The following is a 19,284-nucleotide window of genomic DNA, read 5'->3' as shown; positions in this document are numbered from 1 at the left end:
GGCCCAGCGCCCTGTTCCGCTGAGGCAGCCCCCACCCTCCCGGCCTGCGGCCGGCCCCCGCCGCGGGTCCCCCGCTCCGCTGGGGCAGCCCCCACTCCCGGCCTGCGGCCAGCCCTCGCCGCGGGTCCCCCGCTTCGCTGGGGCAGCCCCCACTCCCGGCCTGCGGCCGGCCCCCGCCGCGGGTCCCCCGCTCTGCTGGGGCGGCGCCCACCCTCCCGGCCGCGCCCGCCCCCGTTGTGGGCCTGCGGCCCGCCGTTGTGGGCATTCGTTCCGCTGGGGCGGAACGGGTGGGCACAACGGACGGCGCCCTTTGCCGGGCCTAGGCTCCCGCGCCCTGACCCGCACCCATAGGTACGGCACAGTCGTGGTGCGGGCCCAGGCACGGGGAGCGGAGGCGCCGCTGAGGGCGCCGTCCCGTGTGCCCACCCGTCCCGCCCTGCGGGACGATTGCCCACACGGGGGTGGGCAAGGCGGGCCGGCTCACACGGGGGTGGGCGAGGCGCGGCGGCCCGCACGGGCAGGGGTGCGGCGGCCCGCACGGGCAGGGCGGCGCGGCGCACTCCGCGGGCGGAGGCGGGCCCGACGCGGCGCGGGCGCGGCGGTCCCACGGGTGCGCGGCGCCCCCCGTTCAGGTCGTGTTTCGGGGGGTTCGGGTCGGGAGGAGGGCGCGGGCTCGGGAGGTGCAGGTGTCGCGGAGGGACTGGGCCCGTTCGCGGCAGGTCCAGACGGCTCGGGCGCCCGACCTCGGGAGGAGGAGGGCACGCAGGCGGGTCCGCCGGGAGGCCGACGCGTGGAAGCCGCGACGGATCACGCCGGCCAGCTCGGTGAGCCCCGTCGTCGGCTGCGGCCGCGGCGCGTACAGCGCCTGCTCCACCGCCCGCGCCACCCGATGCACCGCATCCCCCGCGTCCGCGGGCAGCTCCCCCAGACGGACCAGCCGCGCCGCCGCTCTCCGCGGCGTCTGCGAGTCGTCCGGGGCCACCCCGTAGTCCCAGGCCGTGTCGTTGATCTCCGCCCAGACCGAGAGGATCCGCGTCACCGGATCGCCCGCCGGACCGAGCCGCCGCGCCCGGAGGCGGGTGCGCCACAGCAGGGGGAGCAGGGGGACGGCCAGGAGGAGGAGAACGGCCAGGGACAGCAGGGTGAGCTGGAGGGGCGGGATGCCCGAGTCGTCCGACGTCGCGCCGGCCGCCGCCTTGTCCGGCCCGCACTCACCCAGTCGGCGCAACTGCGGCGGGCAGCTCTCCGAGGCGCTCGGCACGGCCGAGGGCTGGGCCGAGGCCCCGGCCGAGGGCTGGGCCGTCGGCGTCGCCGCGCCGCCCGCGGACCGCTCCCGGGTGTACTCCGGCACCGTGCCACGCGAAGGCGTCGGCTCGAAGCGGGTCCAGCCGGCCCCCTCGAAGTACAGCTCGGGCCACGCGTGCGCGTCCCGTATGCCGACCGAGAGGGAGCCGTCGGGCTGCGGAGTGCCCGGCATGAAGCCGACCGCCACCCGGGCCGGGATGCCCAGGGAGCGGGCCATCGCCGCCATCGAGAAGGAGAAGTGGACGCAGAAGCCCTCCTTGTCCTTCAGGAAGCGGGAGATCGCCTGGACCCCGGTGCCGGAGTCGACCTCGACGTCGTAGCGGAAGCCGCCGTTCTCGGCGAACCAGTCCTGGAGCTTCACCGCCCGCTCGTAGTCGTTGCGCGCCCCGCGGGTGACCGACAGGGCCGTCGACTTCACGTCCGCCGGAAGCGAGGCCGGCACCTTGGTGTACTCGCGGCGCAGCTTGTCCGGCGCGGCCGGGGCCGCGGCCAGCTGCTCGGCGGTGGGCCGGATGTCCAGGCTGGTCACCGAGTAGCGGGCGCCCTTGGTGTTCTGCCCGCTGTCCCCGACGAGCATCCGCCCGGCCGGCTCGTACCGCCAGCTGCCGGCGATGGAGATCCGCAGCGCCGGGTAGGGCATCGGCAGCCACTTCTGCTCGTACGCCGTGGAGGCGACGAAGTTGCTGGTGACCTCGGCGGTGGTGACGTCCTGTGCCAGGCCGTCCGGCCAGGGCAGCAGGCCGGGCACGTCCTGGATGGGACGGACCGAGGACTTCCACGCCGTCCCGTCGAACTGGTCGAGCGCGACCAGCCGCAGGTACATCCCGTCCGTGTTCCGTGCGTTGGTCCGGTAGCGCAGCACCTCGCGGTCGTCGGGCTGGCGCAGGTCGTTCTGGAGGGAGACCAGCGGGTTGACCGCCGAGATGGTGCCGCCCTTGCCGCCGGAGCCCTCGCCCTTGCCGGTGCCGCCGAAGATCCCGCCGCTCAGCCCGGGCAGGGCGAACGGCACGACCAGCGCGATGCCCAGCGCGACCGCGCCGATCCGCCGGCCGGTGCGCACCGGGGCGAAGGCGTGACCGCTCCCCCCGGCGACCGATCCGGGCCGGCCCGAGCGGTTCGCGCCGCCGAAGACCCGCCCCCACGCCGAGAGCCTGTCCCGGCCCTCGGCCAGGAGGAGGAGCAGATAGCCGGCGGCGGCCAGCAGGAAGTACAGGCCGCCCGCGCCGCCCCCGGAGAGGCCCGCGGCCACCGAGTACAGGGCGAGCAGGGGCAGTCCCGCCGGGGCGGCGCTGCGGAAGGTCACCGCGAGGGCGTCCACGAGGAGTCCGACCGCCGCCACGCCGCAGACCAGCAGCAGTCGGATGCCGGCGGTGTCGGGCGCGGGGATCGCGTACGTCCCGACGTCGTCCACGCCCTGCTGGAAGAGGGTGCCGAGGGAGGCGAAGGCCTCGGGTCCCGGCAGCACGCCGAGGACCGCCTGCTCGCGGACGAAGACCACGGTGAGCACGAGCAGGGTGACCAGCGCCTGGGCGGCGATCGTCAGCGGCCTGGCCAGCGGCACCCGCCGGGTCAGGGTGCCGACCCCGCTCTGCAGGCCCAGCAGGATGGCCGCGGTGAAGATCCAGGTCGCCGGCTTCACCAGCGGCAGCATCGCGGCCGACGCCAGGAGCGTCGCGCCGAAGGCCGCGAGCGTCAGCCGCGCGCGCCCGCTCATGACCAACCTCCGTACGTGTCGGCCGCGGGGGCCTGGTCCTGTGTTCCGCCGGCCTGCTGCCAGAGCTGGGCGAGGCGGGTGCCCGGGGGCACGGCGACGGCGTTCCAGCCGGCCTCCCGAAGGCGCCGCACCCGGTCGTCGACCGCCCCGGTGACGGTGCCGCCGGTGAGCCAGGTGCCGGAGTCGAGCACGAAGGCGACCGCGGCGCCGCCGCGCTGCCGCATCCGCCCGGCGAGTGCCGCCTGCTCCTCGTCGAGATCGCCGACGAAGGCGACCAGGAGGCCCTCGTGGCCGCCGCGCAGCACGTCGTACGCGCGGGAGAGACCGGCTCCGTCGGAGTGGTCGACGACCGCGAGGGTGTCCATCAGCAGTCCGGCGGCCTCCGCCGCGTTCTGCCCGGAGGAGGCGAAGCCGTCGGTGCCGTCACCGGGCACGACGCTCCCGGTGTCGGTGAGCAGCCGCACCGAATAGCCACGCTCCAGCATGTGGGTGAGGACGGAGGCGGCTCCGGAGACGGCCCATTCGAAGGCCGAGTCGGGTCCGCCGCCCTCGTAGGCGATCCGGCGGGTGTCGAGGAGCACGGTGCAGCGGGCGCGCTGCGGCTGCTCCTCGCGGCGGACCATCAGCTCGCCGTAGCGCGCGGTGGAGCGCCAGTGCACCCGGCGCAGGTCGTCGCCGTGCCGGTAGGCGCGCGGGATGATGTCGTCGTCCCCGGCGAGCGCGAGCGCACGCTGCCGGCCCTCCCCGTACCCCGAGGACTCGCCGGCCAGCTTCACCGGCGGCAGCGGTTCGGTGCGGGGGATGACGGTGAGCGTGTCGTACGCGCTGAAGGAGCGGGTCAGCTCGCACATGCCGAAGGGGTCGGTGAGCCGCAGCTGCAGCGGGCCGAGCGGAAAGCGGCCGCGCAGGTCGGAGCGGACCCGGTAGGACACCTCGCGGCGGCCGCCGGCCTCGACGCGGTCGAGCACGAAGCGGGGGCGCGGGCCGAGCATGTACGGCACGTGGTCCTGGAGCATCAGCAGCCCGGTGGGCAGCCGGGAGACGTTGTCCATGCGCAGATGGACCCGGGCCTCCATGCCGGTCTCGACCCGGTGCGGGGAGAGCCGGCGGCTGCCCGCGACCCGGTAGCGGGTGCGGTGGAGCACGACGACGCAGACCAGCGGCAGCACGGCGAGCAGCAGGCCGACGCGCAGCAGGTCGCCCTGGCCGAGCACATAGGCGCAGACGCCGGCGGCGATCCCGGCGGCGAGGAAGGACCTGCCGCGGGTGGTGAGCCCGGACAGGGCGGCCCGCAGGCCGCCGCGGTCGTCGCCGTCCCGGGCCGCCGGGGGAGCGTGTCCCTCCTGGGCGGCGGCGGTGGTCATCACAGCCGCGGGGCCCCGGGCTGCTGCCGGCCGTAGAGCGGTCCGGCGGGCGTCGCGGGCGGTGCGGCGGCCGGGACGGGGGTGCGCTGGAGGATGTCGAGCACGACCTGCTCGGCGGTGCGCCGGTTGAGCTGGGCCTGCGCGGTGGGCAGCAGGCGGTGGGCGAGCACCGGGGCGGCGAGCGCCTGGAGGTCGTCGGGCAGCACGTACTCCCGGCCGCTGAGCGCGGCGGAGGCCTTGGCGGCCCGCAGCAGATGGAGCGTGGCGCGCGGGGACGCGCCGAGTCTGAGGTCCGGGTGGGTGCGGGTGGCCGCCACGATGTCCACCGCGTACCGGCGGACGGCGTCGGCGACGTGCACCCCGCGCACGGCGTCGATCAGCTTGGTCACGTCATGGGCGTGGGCCACGGGCTGGAGGTCGTCCAGCGGGGAGACCGAGCCGTGCACGTCGAGCATCTGGAACTCGGCCTCGGCGCTCGGGTACCCGATGGAGACCCGGGCCATGAAGCGGTCGCGCTGGGCCTCGGGCAGCGGGTAGGTGCCCTCCATCTCGACCGGGTTCTGGGTGGCGACGACCATGAACGGGCTGGGCAGCTCGTAGGTCTGGCCGTCGACCGTGACCTGGCGCTCCTCCATGGACTCCAGGAGCGCGGACTGGGTCTTGGGGGAGGCCCGGTTGATCTCGTCGCCGATCACGATCTGGGCGAAGATCGCGCCTGGCTTGAACTCGAACTCGCGTCGCTGCTGGTCGAAGATCGACACGCCGGTGATGTCCGACGGCAGCAGGTCGGGCGTGAACTGGATACGGCGGACCGAGCAGTCGATGGACCGCGCCAGCGTCTTGGCGAGCATCGTCTTGCCCACGCCGGGCACGTCCTCGATGAGGAGGTGTCCCTCGGCGAGCAGCACGGTCAGCGCAAGCCGTACGACCTCGGGCTTGCCCTCGATCACGCCTTCCACCGACCTGCGCACCCGCTCCGCTGTGGTGGTCAGATCAGTGAGGCTCGCTCGATCGTCATAGGTCGTCACCCGGCCCTCCTCGGCCCTTTCGGCAGCACCGACACCTGCCCCCGGAGCAGGTCCGGGGGGTGTCACCCGTGCATTGTTGTTGCCGTGACCGGGTCGTGTCACTTGCCGACGGCCGCCCTGTGGATAACTGCGGGCGAATTGCCGGGATTTGCCGTGTTACGCCGAGGTGATCTCCCGCCTCAGGCGGGGCTGATCTCCCGCAGCAGACCGGTCGTCACATCGAAGACGAAGCCCCGCACGTCATCGGTGTGCAGCAGGAACGGGGAGGTGCGCACCCGCTGCATCGACTGACGCACGTCCTGGTCGACGTCGCGGAAGGCCTCCACGGCCCAGGCCGGACGCTGGCCGACCTCGTCCTCCAGCTCGTGCCGGAAGTCCTCGGTCAGCGACTCGAGACCGCAGTTGGTGTGGTGCACCAGCATCACGCTGCGGGTGCCGAGCGCCCGCTGGCTGATGGTGAGGGAACGGATCACGTCGTCCGTGACCACACCGCCCGCGTTGCGGATGGTGTGGCAGTCGCCCAGCTGGAGGCCGAGCGCGGCGTGCAGGTCGAGTCGGGCGTCCATGCAGGCGACCACGGCGACGTGCAGCACGGGGCGCGCGTCCATTCCGGGGTCGGTGAAGTCGGCGGCGTAACGCGCGTTGGCCTCGACGAGGCGGTCGGTGACCGCACCGTCGGCGGATATGGCTTCGGCGGAGGGGTGCGCAGAGGTCGACATGTCTCCGACGTTAACGGTCACCGACTGTCCGGGCCCGCTGTGAGAGCGGACAAAGAGCGTCAATGAACCTTGTTGTGAGGCAACCCACAGGCCGTGCGGCGCCGAGGGCCGTTCGGGTGAGCCGACCCGGGGTACGGGGAGCGGCGTCCGGGGCGCGCGACGCGCCAGCCGGTTGGTTGACCGACCGGTCCAGTGGACTAAAGTGACGCGAAGTTCACGGAGACATCGAGCGATTTTCGCCGTTTCTCCCCTGTATGTGCGGCGGTACCTGCGGCTCGGCCTCCTCCCGCTCGCCGGTGGTACCTGTCTCCGCCGGATCTGAGAGGGCGCATTGAGCAACGACCGACACGTCCCGGTGATGCTCCAGCGGTGCCTGGACATGTTGGCCCCTGCCCTGGAGCGCCCCGGCGCGGTCGTCGTCGACTGCACCCTCGGCCTCGGCGGCCACAGCGAGGCCCTGCTGCGACGCTTCCCCGAAGCACGCCTGGTCGCCCTCGACCGCGACAAGGAGGCGCTGCGCCTCTCCGGCGAGCGGCTCGCCCCCTACGGGGAGCGCACGACCCTCGTCCACGCCGTCTACGACGAGCTGCCCGAGGTCCTGGAGCGGCTCGGCATCCCCAAGGTCGACGGCATCCTGTTCGACCTGGGCGTCTCCTCCATGCAGCTGGACGAGGCCGACCGCGGCTTCGCCTACGCGCAGGACGCCCCGCTCGACATGCGCATGGACCAGACGACCGGCATCAGCGCGGCCGAGGTCCTCAACACCTACCCGGCCGGCGAGCTGGTTCGCATCCTGCGCGCGTACGGCGAGGAGAAGCAGGCCAAGCGGATCGTCTCCGCGATCGTGCGCGAGCGCGAGAAGGAGCCCTTCAGCAACAGCGCCCGGCTGGTCGAGCTGATCCGCGACGCCCTGCCGCAGGCCGCCAAGCGCACCGGCGGCAACCCCGCCAAGCGCACCTTCCAGGCCCTGCGCATCGAGGTCAACGGGGAGCTCTCGGTCCTGGAGCGGGCGATCCCGGCGGCCGTGAAGGCCCTCGCCGTCGGCGGCCGGATCGCCGTCCTGTCGTACCACTCGCTGGAGGACCGGCTGGTCAAGCAGGTGTTCGCGGCGGGCGCCGCCAACACCGCCCCGCCCGGCCTCCCGGTCGTCCCGGAGCAGTACCAGCCCCGCCTCAAGCTCCTCACCCGGGGCGCCGAGCTCCCCACCGAGGAGGAGATCGCGGAGAACCGCCGCGCGGCGCCGGCCCGGCTGCGGGCCGCGCAGCGGATCAGGGAGGACGAGCCCTCGTGAGCCGGGGAAACCTCCCGGCGGCAGCCGGGGGAGCGCGCGAGGCCACCGGGCCGCGGCCGGCGACGACGCCCGCGGGGGCGCACCCCGCGGGCGGAGAAGCGGACAAGGCGGCACGATGACGAAACCGGGGCCCCTCAAAGGGCGGGCCGCACGGCTCGGACGGCTGATGCCCTCCGGGCCGAGCAGCGCGGCCCGCACCCCCTTCGTCCTGCTCGTGGTGCTGCTCCTCGGCGGCGGTCTGATCACCCTGCTGCTGCTCAACTCCGCCCTCAACCAGGGCTCCTTCGAGCTGAGCGAGCTCAAGAAGAAGACCACCGAGCTCACCGACGAGGAACAGGCCCTCCAGCGGGACGTGGACGACAGCTCCGCGCCCGACGCGCTGGAGCGGCGCGCCCGGGAGCTCGGCATGGTGCCCGGCGGCAGCCCCGTCTTCCTCGACCCCGACGGCAAGGTCCGCGGCGTGCCCTCCGAGGCCGCCTCCCCGAAGCCCACCCCGAAACCGACGCCGACCACCGCCCCGCCCGCGGGGAGCACGCCCGGCGCGCCGCCGCCCGGGGGCCGGACCGCGACGACCGGCGAGCCCTCGAAGCCGGGCGAAACGCCGAAGCCGCCCGCGACGAAGACCCCCGACACGCCGAAGACCACCGCGACCGCCCCCACGACCTCCGGCAGGTGACCCCGTGCCCTCCAAGGAGCCCCCGCGCCGCCGTGTCCCCGGCCCCGCGCGGCCCGCTCGCCCCCGCCCCGCCGCCTCCGGCCGCCCCGCACCGCGGCCCGCGCAGGCCCGGCGCCCCGCGGCCCGGCCCCCGGCCAGGCCGCGCACGATCCGACTGGGCAGCCCCAAGCCGCGCCTGCGCCTGGTCTCCCTGGGCCTGACCCTGGTCATGCTGGTCTTCGTGGTGCGGCTGCTCCAGGTCCAGGCCGTGGACGCCAGCGCGTACGCGGCCAAGGCCGAGAAGCACCGCTACCAGGAGTACACGCTCTCCGCGGACCGCGGCGAGATCACCGACCGCTCCGGCGTCGCCCTGGCCGCGAGCGTCGACGCGTACGACATCACCGCCGACCCCAAGCTCTTCACGCCCGAGGAGTCCAAGGTCCAGGACGCCCCCGAGCAGGCCGCCGCCCTCCTCGCCCCGATCCTCGGCAAGGAGCCCGCGGAGCTGGCGAAGAAGCTGCGCACCCCCAGGTCCCGCTACACCCTGCTCGCCCGCAAGCAGACCCCGCAGGTCTGGAACCAGATCAAGGACCTCAAGAAGGTCTACGAGCAGAAGGCGAAGCCGGCCGAGGGCGGCAACGGGATCAACCTGCTCGGCGGCATCCTCAGCGAGCCCAGCACCAAGCGCGTGTACCCCAACGGCGAACTCGCCGCCGGGATACTGGGCTACGTCAACGCCGAGGGCCGCGGCGCCGGCGGCGTGGAGTCCATGCTCGACAAGGACCTGGCCGGCAAGGACGGCAAGATCAGGTACGCCCAGTCCGGCGGGCGCCGGGTGCCCACCGCGGGCTCCCAGGGCACCCCGGCCGTGCCCGGCTCGGACATCGAGCTGACCATCGACCGGGACATCCAGTGGGCCGCCCAGCAGGCCATCACCGACCAGGTCAGGAAGTCCAAGGCAGACCGCGGCTACGTCGTCGTGCAGGACACCAGGACCGGCGAGGTCCTCGCCATGGCCAACGCCCCCGGCTTCGACCCCAACGACCTCTCCCAGGCCAACGCCACCGCCATGGGCAACGCGGCCCTCCAGGACGCCTACGAGCCCGGCTCGACCGCCAAGGTGATGTCCATGGCCGCCGTCCTGGAGGAGGGCGTCGCCACCCCCGGGACCCGGGTCACCGTGCCCAACCGGCTGCACCGCGGCGACCGGCTCTTCGGCGACGACATCGACCACGAGACCTGGTACCTGACCCTCAACGGCGTCCTGGCCAAGTCCAGCAACATCGGCACCATCCTCGCCACCGGCCAACTCGGCAAGGACCAGGCCGAGGCCAACCGGGTGCTGTACGGCTATCTGCGCAAGTTCGGCGTCGGCAGCCCCACCGGACTCGACTTCCCCGGCGAGACCCCCGGCATCCTCGCCAAGCCGGAGGACTGGTCGACCTCGCAGCAGTACACGATCCCCTTCGGCCAGGGCCTCTCGCTCAGCGCCATGCAGGCCAGCTCCGTCTACCAGACCATCGCCAACGGAGGCGTGCGGATCGAGCCGACCCTGGTACGCGGCACCAAGGGCCCCGACGGACGCTTCACCCCGGCGCCCGCGCCCAAGGAGAGCCGGGTGGTCAGCGAGAAGACCGCCAAGACCCTCGCGCAGATGCTGGAGTCCGTCGTCGACGACGAAGAGGGCACCGGCAACAAGGCGGCCATCCCCGGCTACCGGGTCGCGGGCAAGACCGGCACCGCCAACCGCGTCGACCCCGAACTCGGCCGCTACAAGGGCTACACCGCCTCCTTCGCCGGCTTCGCCCCCGCCGACGAGCCCCGGATCGCCGTCTACTGCGCGATCCAGAACCCCACCAAGGGCAGCTACTTCGGCGGCCAGATCTGCGGACCCATCTACAAGAAGGTCATGGAGTTCGCCCTCAAGACCCTCCATGTCGCCCCCACCGGCAGCGGGCCCGCCCGACTGCCCGTGACGTTCAAACCGACCCCGTGACACTCCGGGAGCACCAGTGACCACGATCACCCCCCGTTCCGGGAACCGGAAATCGAACTCCGGCGACGCCATGGCCTCATTTAGCCCCTCGGCCGGTGCGCCCGGTACGCTCACCGCCGTGCCACACGCTGATCAGTACCGAACCACCCCGCCCCGTCCGGAGCGGCTGCGCCCGACACCCCTGGGCGAGCTCGCCGCACGGCTGGGCACCGGGACCCCCGCCGCCACCGGCGCCACGGAGGTCTCGGGCATCACGCACGACTCCCGGGCGGTGCGCCCCGGTGACGTGTACGCGGCCCTGCCCGGCGCCCGGATGCACGGGGCCGACTTCGTCGCCCAGGCCGCCGAGCTCGGCGCCGCCGCGATCCTGACCGACCCGTCCGGCGCCGAACGGGCCGCCGCGACCGGCCTGCCGGTCCTGGTCGCCGAGGACCCGCGCGGCCGGATGGGCGAGCTCGCCGCCGAGATCTACGGGCGGCCCGGCGCGGACCTGCTGCAGATCGGCATCACCGGCACCTCCGGCAAGACCACCACCGCCTACCTCGTCGAGGGCGGACTGCGCGGCGCGGGCAAGGCCACCGGCCTGGTCGGCACGGTCGAGATGCGCATCGGCGACGAGCGCATCAAGTCCGAGCGCACCACCCCCGAGGCCACCGACCTCCAGGCCCTCTTCGCGGTCATGCGCGAGCGCGGGGTCGAGGCGGTCGCCATGGAGGTCTCCAGCCACGCCCTCGTGCTCGGCCGGGTCGACGGCTGCGTCTTCGACGTCGCCGTCTTCAACAACCTGAGCCCGGAGCACATGGAGTTCCACTCCGACATGGAGGACTACTTCCAGGCCAAGGCGCGGCTCTTCACCCCCGAGCGCAGCAAACGCGGCGTGGTGAACCTCGACGACGCCTACGGCCGCCGGCTCTCCAAGGAGGCGGGCGTCCCGGTCGTCACCTTCTCCGCCGCCGGCGACCCGGACGCCGACTGGCGCGCCCAGGACGTCGTCACCGGCCCCGCCGACTCGACCTTCACCGTCCTCGGCCCGGACGGGCAGCGCGTTTCGGCCACCGCCCCGCTGCCCGGCCCGTTCAACGTCGCCAACACCCTCGCCGCGATCGTCACCCTCGCCACCGCCGGGATCGACCCGCAGACCGCCGCCGACGGCGTCGCCGCCGTCCCCGGCGTCCCCGGGCGCCTGGAGCGGGTCGACGCCGGCCAGCCGTACCTCGCGGTCGTCGACTACGCGCACAAGACCGACGCCGTCGAATCGGTCCTGCGCTCGCTGCGCGAGGTGACCCGGGGCAAGCTGCACGTCGTCATCGGCTGCGGCGGCGACCGCGACACCACCAAGCGCGGCCCGATGGGCGCCGCCGCGGCCCGGCTCGCCGACACCGCCGTCCTCACCTCCGACAACCCGCGCTCCGAGGACCCGCTCGCGATCCTCACCGCGATGCTCGCGGGCGCCGCCGAGGTCCCCGCCGCCGAGCGCGGCGAGGTCCTCGTGGACGCCGACCGGGCGGCCGCCATCGCGGCCGCGGTGGCCCGGGCCCAGCCCGGCGACACCGTCCTGGTCGCGGGCAAGGGCCACGAGCAGGGCCAGGAGGCCGCCGGAGTGGTCCGCCCCTTCGACGACCGCCAGGTGCTGCGCGAAGCGGTCCTGGCGCGCAGCAGCCAGCAGGCCGAACACCGTCACGAGAACAGTCAGGGATGAAGCAGTGATCGCCCTCTCCCTCGCCGAGATCGCCGCAATCGTCGGCGGGCAGCCGCACGACATACCGGATCAGTCCGTCCAGGTCACCGGTCCCGTCGTCATCGACTCCCGCGAGGTGACTCCCGGCAGCCTCTTCGCCGCCTTCGCCGGCGAGCGCGTCGACGGCCACGACTACGCGGAGCGCGCCGTCCAGGCGGGCGCGGCGGCGGTGCTCGCCGCCCGGCCCGTCGGCGTGCCCACGATCGTCGTCGCCGATGTCCAGGCCGCGCTCGGCGCGTTGGCCCGCGCGGTCGTCGAGCGCCTCGGCACCGATGTCGTCGCGCTCACCGGCTCGGCCGGCAAGACCTCCACCAAGGACCTGATCGCCCAGGTCCTGGAGCGTCATGCGCCGACCGTGTGGACGCCGGGCTCCCTCAACAACGAGATCGGCCTGCCGCTGACCGCGCTGAAGGCCGACGCCGCCACCCGGCACCTCGTCCTGGAGATGGGAGCGCGCGGAATCGGCCACATCCGCTACCTCACGGGCCTCACCCCGCCGCGGATCGGTCTGGTCCTCAACGTCGGAACCGCGCACATCGGCGAGTTCGGCGGCCGCGAGCAGATCGCCCAGGCCAAGGGCGAGCTCGTGGAGTCCCTGCCGGCCGCCGAGGACGGCGGCGTCGCCGTCCTCAACGCCGACGACCCTCTCGTACGGGCCATGGCGAGCCGCACCAAGGCGCGCGTGGTCCTCTTCGGCGAGGCCGAGGAAGCGGCCGTACGCGCCGAGAATGTCCGGCTCACAGAGAACGGACAGCCCTCTTTCAGGCTTCACACACCCACCGGGTGCAGCGACGTGACCTTGCGCCTGTACGGTGAGCACCACGTGTCGAACGCGCTCGCCGCGGCCGCCGTCGCCCATGAGGTCGGCATGCCCGTCGAGGAGATCGCCACCGCGCTCTCCGAGGCAGGCACCCTGTCCCGCTGGCGCATGGAGGTCACCGAGCGTCCGGACGGCGTGACGATCGTCAACGACGCCTACAACGCGAACCCCGAGTCCATGCGAGCCGCTCTGCGCGCGCTCGCGGCCATGGGCAGGCCCGCACAGGCCAGGGGGTGCCGTACGTGGGCGGTGCTCGGCAAGATGGCCGAGCTCGGCGACGACTCGCTCGCCGAGCACGACGCGGTCGGGCGGCTCGCCGTCCGACTCAACGTCAGCAAGCTCGTGGCGGTCGGTGACAGGGAAGCGTCCTGGCTGCAACTGGGCGCCTATAACGAGGGTTCGTGGGGTGAGGAGTCGGTGCACGTGTCCGACGCGCAGGCGGCGGTCGACCTGTTGCGCAGTGAGCTGCGACCGGGGGACATCGTCCTGGTGAAGGCGTCCAGGTCGGTCGGTCTGGAGCGGGTCGCCCTGGCACTGCTCGAGAACACCGCCGAGGGTGAGGTCGCCGGCCGATGAGGCAGATCCTCTTCGCGGGGGCCATCGGCCTCTTCCTGACCCTGATCGGCACCCCGCTGCTCATCAAGCTGCTGGCCCGCAAGGGATACGGGCAGTTCATCCGCGACGACGGCCCGCGCGGCCACGCCGGGAAGAAGGGCACGCCCACCATGGGCGGCATCTCCTTCATCCTGGCGACGCTCATCGCGTACGCCCTGGCCAAGGTCATCACCGGCGAGGACCCGACGTACTCGGGCGTCCTGGTGCTGTTCCTGATGGCCGGTATGGGTCTGGTCGGCTTCCTCGACGACTACATCAAGATCGTCAAGCAGCGTTCGCTGGGTCTGCGGGCCAAGGCGAAGATGGCCGGCCAGCTCATCGTCGGCATCGCCTTCGCCGTGCTCTCGCTGCAGTTCGCGGACCTGCGCGGGCAGACCCCGGCCTCCACGAAGCTCTCCTTCATCACCGACTTCGGCTGGTCCATCGGACCGGTGCTGTTCGTGGTCTGGGCGCTCTTCATGATCCTGGCCATGTCCAACGGCGTGAACCTGACGGACGGTCTGGACGGCCTGGCCACCGGCGCGTCGGTGATGGTCTTCGGCGCGTACACCTTCATCGGGCTGTGGCAGTTCCAGGAGTCCTGCGCCAACGCGATGGACCTCACCAACCCGAACGCCTGCTTCGAGGTGCGCGACCCGCTCGACCTCGCGGTCGTGGCCTCCGCGCTGATGGGCGCCTGCTTCGGCTTCCTGTGGTGGAACACCTCGCCCGCCAAGATCTTCATGGGTGACACCGGCTCGCTGGCCCTCGGCGGCGCGCTGGCCGGTCTCGCCATCTGCTCCCGTACGGAGCTGCTGCTGGCCCTGCTCGGCGGCCTCTTCGTGATGATCACCATGTCCGTGGTCATCCAGGTCGGCTCGTTCAAGATGACCGGCAAGCGCGTCTTCCGGATGGCACCGCTCCAGCACCACTTCGAACTCAAGGGGTGGTCGGAAGTCCTGGTCGTCGTCCGCTTCTGGATCATCCAGGGCATGTGCGTGATCGTGGGCCTGGGCCTCTTCTACGCGGGATGGGCATCCGAAAAGTGAGCGAGCTGGACTGGCAGGGCAAGCACGTCACCGTCGCCGGGCTCGGCGTGAGCGGCATCCCCGCCGCCCGCGTCCTGCACGGCCTGGGCGCGGTCGTCACGGTCGTCAACGACGGCGACGACGAGCGCTCCCGGGCGCAGGCCGCGGAGCTGGAGGCGGAGGGGATCACCGTCCGCCTCGGCGACGGGGCGACCCTGCCGCCCGGCACCGAGCTCATCGTCACCGCCCCGGGCTGGAAGCCCGACAAGCCGCTGTTCCTGGCCGCCGCCGAGGCGGGCGTGGAGATCTGGGGCGACGTCGAGCTGGCCTGGCGGCTGCGCGGCGAGGACGCAGCGCCCTGGCTCGCCGTCACCGGCACCAACGGCAAGACCACGACCGTGCGGATGCTCGCCTCCATCCTGGAGGCGGCCGGCCTGCGAACCGCCGCCGTCGGCAACATCGGCGTCTCGCTCCTCGACGCCGTCCTCGGCGACGAGGAGTACGACGTGCTCGCCGTGGAGCTCTCCAGCTACCAGCTGCACTGGGCGCCCTCGCTGCGCGCCCACTCGGCCGCCGTGCTCAACCTGGCGCCCGACCACCTGGACTGGCACGGCTCGATGGAGGCGTACACCGCCGACAAGGGCCGGATCTACGAGGGCAACCAGGTCGCCTGCGTCTACAACGTGGCGGACAAGGCGACCGAGGACCTGGTCGTCGAGGCCGACGTCGAGGAGGGCTGCCGGGCCATCGGCTTCACCCTCGGCACCCCCGGCCCCTCCCAGCTCGGCGTCGTCGAGGACCTCCTCGTCGACCGGGCCTTCGTGGAGAACCGGCACAAGAACGCCCAGGAGCTGGCGGAGGTCTCCGACGTCCAGCCGCCGGCCCCGCACAACATCGCCAACGCCCTGGCGGCAGCCGCCCTGGCCCGTGCCTTCGGCGTCGAGCCGAAGGCCGTACGGGACGGACTGCGGGCCTTCCGGCCCGACCCGCACCGCATCGAACTGGTCGAGGAGATCGACGGCGTCGTCTACGTCGACGACTCCAAGGCGACCAACACGCACGCCGCGGAAGCCTCGTTGGCGGCCTACGACCCGATCGTCTGGATCGCCGGCGGCCTCGCCAAGGGCGCCGAGTTCGACGAGCTCGTGCGCGACGCGGCGAAGCGGCTGCGCGGGGTGGTGCTGATCGGCCAGGACCGGGCGCTGATCCGGGAAGCGCTGGCACGACACGCCCCCGAGGTCCCGGTGGTGGACCTCGACCGGACCGACACTGGGGCGATGTCCGCGGCGGTCCGGGAGGCGGCCTCGCTCGCCCGGCCGGGGGACACGGTCCTGCTGGCCCCGGCGTGTGCCTCGATGGACATGTTCACCAACTACAACAAGCGGGGCGAGGCCTTCGCGGACGCCGTCCGCGCCCTCGCCTCGACCGGGCGCGCCTGACCTGACCAGCAAGGGGGTCCGGCCGAGCCGGGCACGACTGGAGGGGACAGCGACCATGCCGAGCAGAACCGCCGGGCCGCGCAGGCCGTCCGCCGTACGCGGCGGCGGCCGCGCCCCCGCGGCGCCGAGGAAGCCACGCCGGGGCGGGCTGCGCGGGCTGCCCGAGCGGGCCCGCAGGGCCTGGGACCGGCCGCTCACGGCGTACTACGTGATCGTCGGCGCCGGACTGCTCATCACCGCCCTCGGCCTGGTGATGGTCTACTCGGCCTCGATGATCACGGCGCTGCGCTACGACCTGGCGCCCTCGTACTTCTTCCGCAAGCAGTTCTTCGCGGCGCTGCTGGGCGCCGGGCTGCTCCTGGCGGCCTCCCGGATGCCGGTGAAGCTGCACCGGGCGCTCGCCTATCCGATCCTGGTCGGGGCGATCTTCCTGATGGTGCTCGTCCAGGTGCCCGGGATAGGGGTCTCGGTCGGCGGCAACCAGAACTGGATCTCGCTGGGCGGACCGTTCATGCTCCAGCCCAGCGAGTTCGGCAAGCTGGCGCTGATCCTGTGGGGAGCCGATCTGCTCGCCCGCAAACAGGACATGAAGCTGCTGACGCAGTGGAAGCACATGCTGGTGCCGCTGGTCCCCGGAACGTTCCTGCTGCTCGGTCTCATCATGCTGGGCGGTGACATGGGCACGGCGATCATTCTCACGGCGATCCTCTTCGGACTGCTGTGGACCGCCGGCGCCCCCACCCGGCTCTTCGTCGGGGTGCTCACCGTCGCCGCCCTCATCGGGGCGCTGCTCATCAAGACCAGCCCGCACCGCATGGAGCGCTTCGGCTGCCTCGGCGCCAGCGACCCGGGCGGAGCGGGAGACCCCTGCTGGCAGGCCGCGCACGGAATCTACGCCCTGGCCTCGGGCGGATGGTTCGGTTCCGGTCTCGGGGCGAGTGTGGAAAAATGGGGTCAACTCCCCGAAGCGCACACCGACTTCATCTTCGCCGTCACCGGGGAGGAACTGGGTCTGGCGGGGACGCTGTCGGTGCTGGCCCTGTTCGCGGCTCTAGGCTATGCGGGTATCCGCGTGGCCGGACGCACGGAGGACCCCTTCGTCAGGTTTGCCGCGGGAGGCGTGACCACCTGGATCACGGCGCAGGCCGTGATCAACATCGGTGCGGTGCTCGGTCTGCTGCCGATCGCCGGAGTCCCCCTCCCGCTGTTCTCCTACGGGGGGTCGGCCCTGCTGCCGACCATGTTCGCCGTCGGGCTCCTGATCGCCTTCGCGCGTCAGGAACCCGCCGCGAAAGCGGCCCTGGCCCTGCGCCGCCCCGGCTGGGGCAAGCGGGCCGGGGGGAGATGGAAGTCGATGCGACGGCGCGTCAAGAAGCGACCGTCCGGAGAGCGGTGAATTTCGGTGCATGTCGTACTCGCCGGCGGAGGTACCGCCGGTCACATCGAGCCCGCGCTCGCCCTCGCGGACGCCCTGCGCAGGCAGGACCCCTCCGTGGGGATCACGGCGCTGGGCACGGAGAAGGGCCTGGAGACCCGGCTGGTCCCCGAGCGGGGCTACGAGCTGGCCCTCATCCCGGCCGTGCCGCTGCCCCGTAAGCCCACCCCCGAGCTGATCACCGTCCCCGGGCGGCTGCGCGGCACCATCAAGGCCGCCGAGCAGGTCCTGGAGCGCACCAAGGCGGACTGTGTGGTCGGCTTCGGCGGCTATGTGGCGCTGCCCGGCTATCTCGCGGCCAAGCGGCTCGGCGTGCCGATCGTGGTCCACGAGGCCAACGCCCGGCCCGGCCTGGCCAACAAGATCGGCTCGCGCTACGCGGCCGGGGTCGCCGTCGCCACCCCGGACTCCAAGCTGCGCAACGCCCGTTACATCGGCATCCCGCTGCGGCACACCATCGCGACCCTCGACCGCGCCCGCGTGCGCCCCGAGGCCCGCGCCGCCTTCGGGCTCGACCCGAACCTGCCGACCCTGCTGGTCTCCGGCGGCTCCCAGGGCGCCCGCCGGCTCAACGAGGTCGTCCAGCAGATCGCCCCGGTGCTCCAGCGCTCCGGCATCCAGATCCTGCACGCGGTCGGCCCGAAGAACGAGCTGCCGCGTGTCGACAACATGCCCGGAATGCCGCCGTACGTGCCGGTACCGTACGTGGACCGGATGGATCTCGCGTACGCCGCCGCCGACATGATGCTCTGCCGCGCGGGCGCGATGACCGTCGCCGAGCTCTCCGCCGTCGGGCTGCCGGCCGCCTACGTCCCGCTGCCCATCGGCAACGGCGAACAGCGGCTGAACGCCCAGCCGGTGGTCAAGGCCGGCGGTGGGCTCCTCGTCGACGACGCGGAGCTCTCGCCGCAGTGGGTGCAGGCCAACGTCCTGCCCGTACTCGCCGATCCGCACCGGCTGTACGAGATGTCCCGCGCCGCCGCCGAGTTCGGCCGCCGGGACGCCGACGACCTGCTCGTCGGCATGGTGTACGAGGCGATCGCCGCCCGCCGTCAGGCGTAGCGGCGGCGGAAGAGGAGACGCCCTGTGGCAGCCGGACCGGCGACCGAGCAGAAGAGCGCGAGCGGCAGGTCCAAGGGCTCCGCACGGCCGCCGTCCCGGCCCGGCACCCGGCGGTCGCGGGTGCCCGGCCCACGGGTGCTCCTGACCGCGCTGGCCGCCGTGGCCCTCGCGGCCGGCGGCCTCTGGGCGCTCTACGGCTCGACCTGGCTGCGGGTGGAACGGGTGAGCATCTCCGGTACGGAGGTGCTCACCCGGGACGAGGTCGCGCGGGTCGCGGCCGTGCCGGTCGGCGCGCCGATGGTCTCCGTCGACACCGACGCCATCGAGGCGCGGCTGCGCGAGCGGCTGCCCCGGATCGGCACCGTGGACGTCGTGCGGTCCTGGCCGCACGGAATCGGTCTGAAAGTGACGGAACGGAAGCCCGTCCTGCTGTGGGAAAAGGGCGGAAAGTTCATCGAAGTGGACTCCGGCGGCGCACGGTTCGCCACCGTGGCCAAGGCGCCCGGCGGCATCCCCCGACTGGTCCTTTCCGCGGCCTCCTCGCCGAGCCTGCGCCGCTTCGACGAGGACCGGCTGCTCGCCGAGGCGGTAGGCGTGACGGGCGAACTCCCGGAGAAAATCGCCCAGGACGCCCGTGTCGTCCGGATCACGTCGTACGACTCCATCACCCTGGAGCTCGGCGGGGGCCGCACGGTCTTCTGGGGCAGCGGTGAGGACGGGCCCGTCAAGGCCCGTGTTCTGACGGCCCTGATGAAGGCGACTCCCAAAGTGGGGCACTTCGATGTAAGTGCCCCCACGGCGCCCGCCTCGTCGGGAAGTTGACGCTCATCAGCCCTGGCCAGCACCCTGGTTGGCCAGCGCTACGGGTGATCACATAGGGTGAAAAGAAAAACGGGAGGTTCGGCGTGTTCGTTGAACGTGCGCCACTTGTCGACTTAGTGTCCTGTTCGGAAGAGTCCAGCGAACAGAGACACTGGTAACCCTAAACTTCAACGTTAGGGTTTGGGTCGGCGTTTCGGACCGTCCCAATCGGCATCCGTCGTCGCGGCGCGCTTACCACCGCGAAGCGGCGACACGTAACTCGAGGCGAGAGGCC

The 19,284-nt window shown here is 72.9% G+C and carries 14 protein-coding genes; 10 read left to right on the top strand and 4 right to left on the bottom strand.

The genetic code is table 11. The features are described 5' to 3' along the window. Positions 1-628 precede the first annotated feature (628 nt). From ACH414_RS23305 to ACH414_RS23290, 4 genes are all read right to left on the bottom strand, one after another. Positions 629-3,019 carry a DUF3488 and DUF4129 domain-containing transglutaminase family protein gene (locus ACH414_RS23305; protein ID WP_398943187.1) on the bottom strand — a complete coding sequence of 797 codons (2,391 nt, stop codon included), beginning with the start codon at positions 3,017-3,019 and terminating at the stop codon, positions 629-631. Further along, positions 3,016-4,383, bottom strand: coding sequence for a DUF58 domain-containing protein (locus ACH414_RS23300; protein WP_382540395.1), 1,368 nt, complete (start codon positions 4,381-4,383; stop codon positions 3,016-3,018). Before ACH414_RS23300 ends, ACH414_RS23305 begins: the two co-directional genes overlap by 4 nt. After that, positions 4,383-5,411, bottom strand: a complete 1,029-nt coding sequence (locus ACH414_RS23295) for an AAA family ATPase (RefSeq protein WP_382540392.1) — start codon at positions 5,409-5,411, stop codon at positions 4,383-4,385. Before ACH414_RS23295 ends, ACH414_RS23300 begins: the two co-directional genes overlap by 1 nt. A 179-nt stretch (positions 5,412-5,590) precedes the next feature. After that, entirely contained in the window at positions 5,591-6,130 is a 540-nt protein-coding gene (locus ACH414_RS23290) for a beta-class carbonic anhydrase (RefSeq protein WP_382540389.1), read from the bottom strand. Between the two features lie 331 nt (positions 6,131-6,461). On the opposite strand from ACH414_RS23290, the gene rsmH reads away from it, so the two are divergent. From rsmH to ACH414_RS23240, 10 genes are all read left to right on the top strand, one after another. Next, complete coding sequence (gene rsmH / locus ACH414_RS23285) at positions 6,462-7,421, top strand: 16S rRNA (cytosine(1402)-N(4))-methyltransferase RsmH (RefSeq protein WP_398943186.1); 960 nt, start codon at positions 6,462-6,464, stop codon at positions 7,419-7,421. 115 nt (positions 7,422-7,536) lie between these two features. Further along, positions 7,537-8,097 carry a septum formation initiator family protein gene (locus ACH414_RS23280; protein WP_382540383.1) on the top strand — a complete coding sequence of 187 codons (561 nt, stop codon included), beginning with the start codon at positions 7,537-7,539 and terminating at the stop codon, positions 8,095-8,097. A 4-nt stretch (positions 8,098-8,101) separates the two neighbouring features. Beyond that, the gene (locus ACH414_RS23275; RefSeq protein WP_382540380.1) at positions 8,102-10,072 is read left to right on the top strand and encodes a peptidoglycan D,D-transpeptidase FtsI family protein; all 1,971 of its coding nucleotides are present in this window, start codon (positions 8,102-8,104) and stop codon (positions 10,070-10,072) included. 16 nt (positions 10,073-10,088) lie between these two features. Next, positions 10,089-11,771, top strand: a complete 1,683-nt coding sequence (locus ACH414_RS23270) for a UDP-N-acetylmuramoyl-L-alanyl-D-glutamate--2,6-diaminopimelate ligase (protein WP_382540377.1) — start codon at positions 10,089-10,091, stop codon at positions 11,769-11,771. A 4-nt stretch (positions 11,772-11,775) separates the two neighbouring features. Continuing rightward, positions 11,776-13,206: a UDP-N-acetylmuramoyl-tripeptide--D-alanyl-D-alanine ligase gene (murF, locus tag ACH414_RS23265; RefSeq protein ID WP_382540374.1), complete on the top strand. Its 1,431-nt coding sequence runs from the start codon at positions 11,776-11,778 to the stop codon at positions 13,204-13,206. Next, positions 13,203-14,273 (top strand): phospho-N-acetylmuramoyl-pentapeptide-transferase, encoded by a 1,071-nt coding sequence (gene mraY, locus ACH414_RS23260; protein ID WP_382540372.1) that lies wholly within the window; start codon positions 13,203-13,205, stop codon positions 14,271-14,273. The genes murF and mraY overlap by 4 nt, the downstream gene beginning before the upstream one ends. Beyond that, a complete protein-coding gene (murD, locus tag ACH414_RS23255; RefSeq protein WP_398943182.1) occupies positions 14,255-15,691 on the top strand; it encodes a UDP-N-acetylmuramoyl-L-alanine--D-glutamate ligase in 1,437 nt (478 codons plus the stop codon). Before mraY ends, murD begins: the two co-directional genes overlap by 19 nt. A 55-nt stretch (positions 15,692-15,746) precedes the next feature. Beyond that, positions 15,747-17,087 (top strand): putative lipid II flippase FtsW, encoded by a 1,341-nt coding sequence (gene ftsW, locus ACH414_RS23250; protein WP_382540366.1) that lies wholly within the window; start codon positions 15,747-15,749, stop codon positions 17,085-17,087. A 6-nt stretch (positions 17,088-17,093) separates the two neighbouring features. Then, on the top strand, positions 17,094-18,188 hold the full coding sequence (gene murG / locus ACH414_RS23245; protein ID WP_382540363.1) for an undecaprenyldiphospho-muramoylpentapeptide beta-N-acetylglucosaminyltransferase: 1,095 nt from the start codon (positions 17,094-17,096) through the stop codon (positions 18,186-18,188). A gap of 24 nt (positions 18,189-18,212) precedes the next feature. Beyond that, positions 18,213-19,010, top strand: coding sequence for a cell division protein FtsQ/DivIB (locus tag ACH414_RS23240; protein WP_398943180.1), 798 nt, complete (start codon positions 18,213-18,215; stop codon positions 19,008-19,010). Positions 19,011-19,284 lie beyond the last annotated feature (274 nt).

The organism is Streptomyces sp. NPDC020422, assembly GCF_044386705.1.
GTDB lineage: Bacteria > Actinomycetota > Actinomycetes > Streptomycetales > Streptomycetaceae > Streptomyces.
Note: the sequence above shows the minus strand (reverse complement) of the source record. Positions and strands in the feature narration are given on the sequence as shown.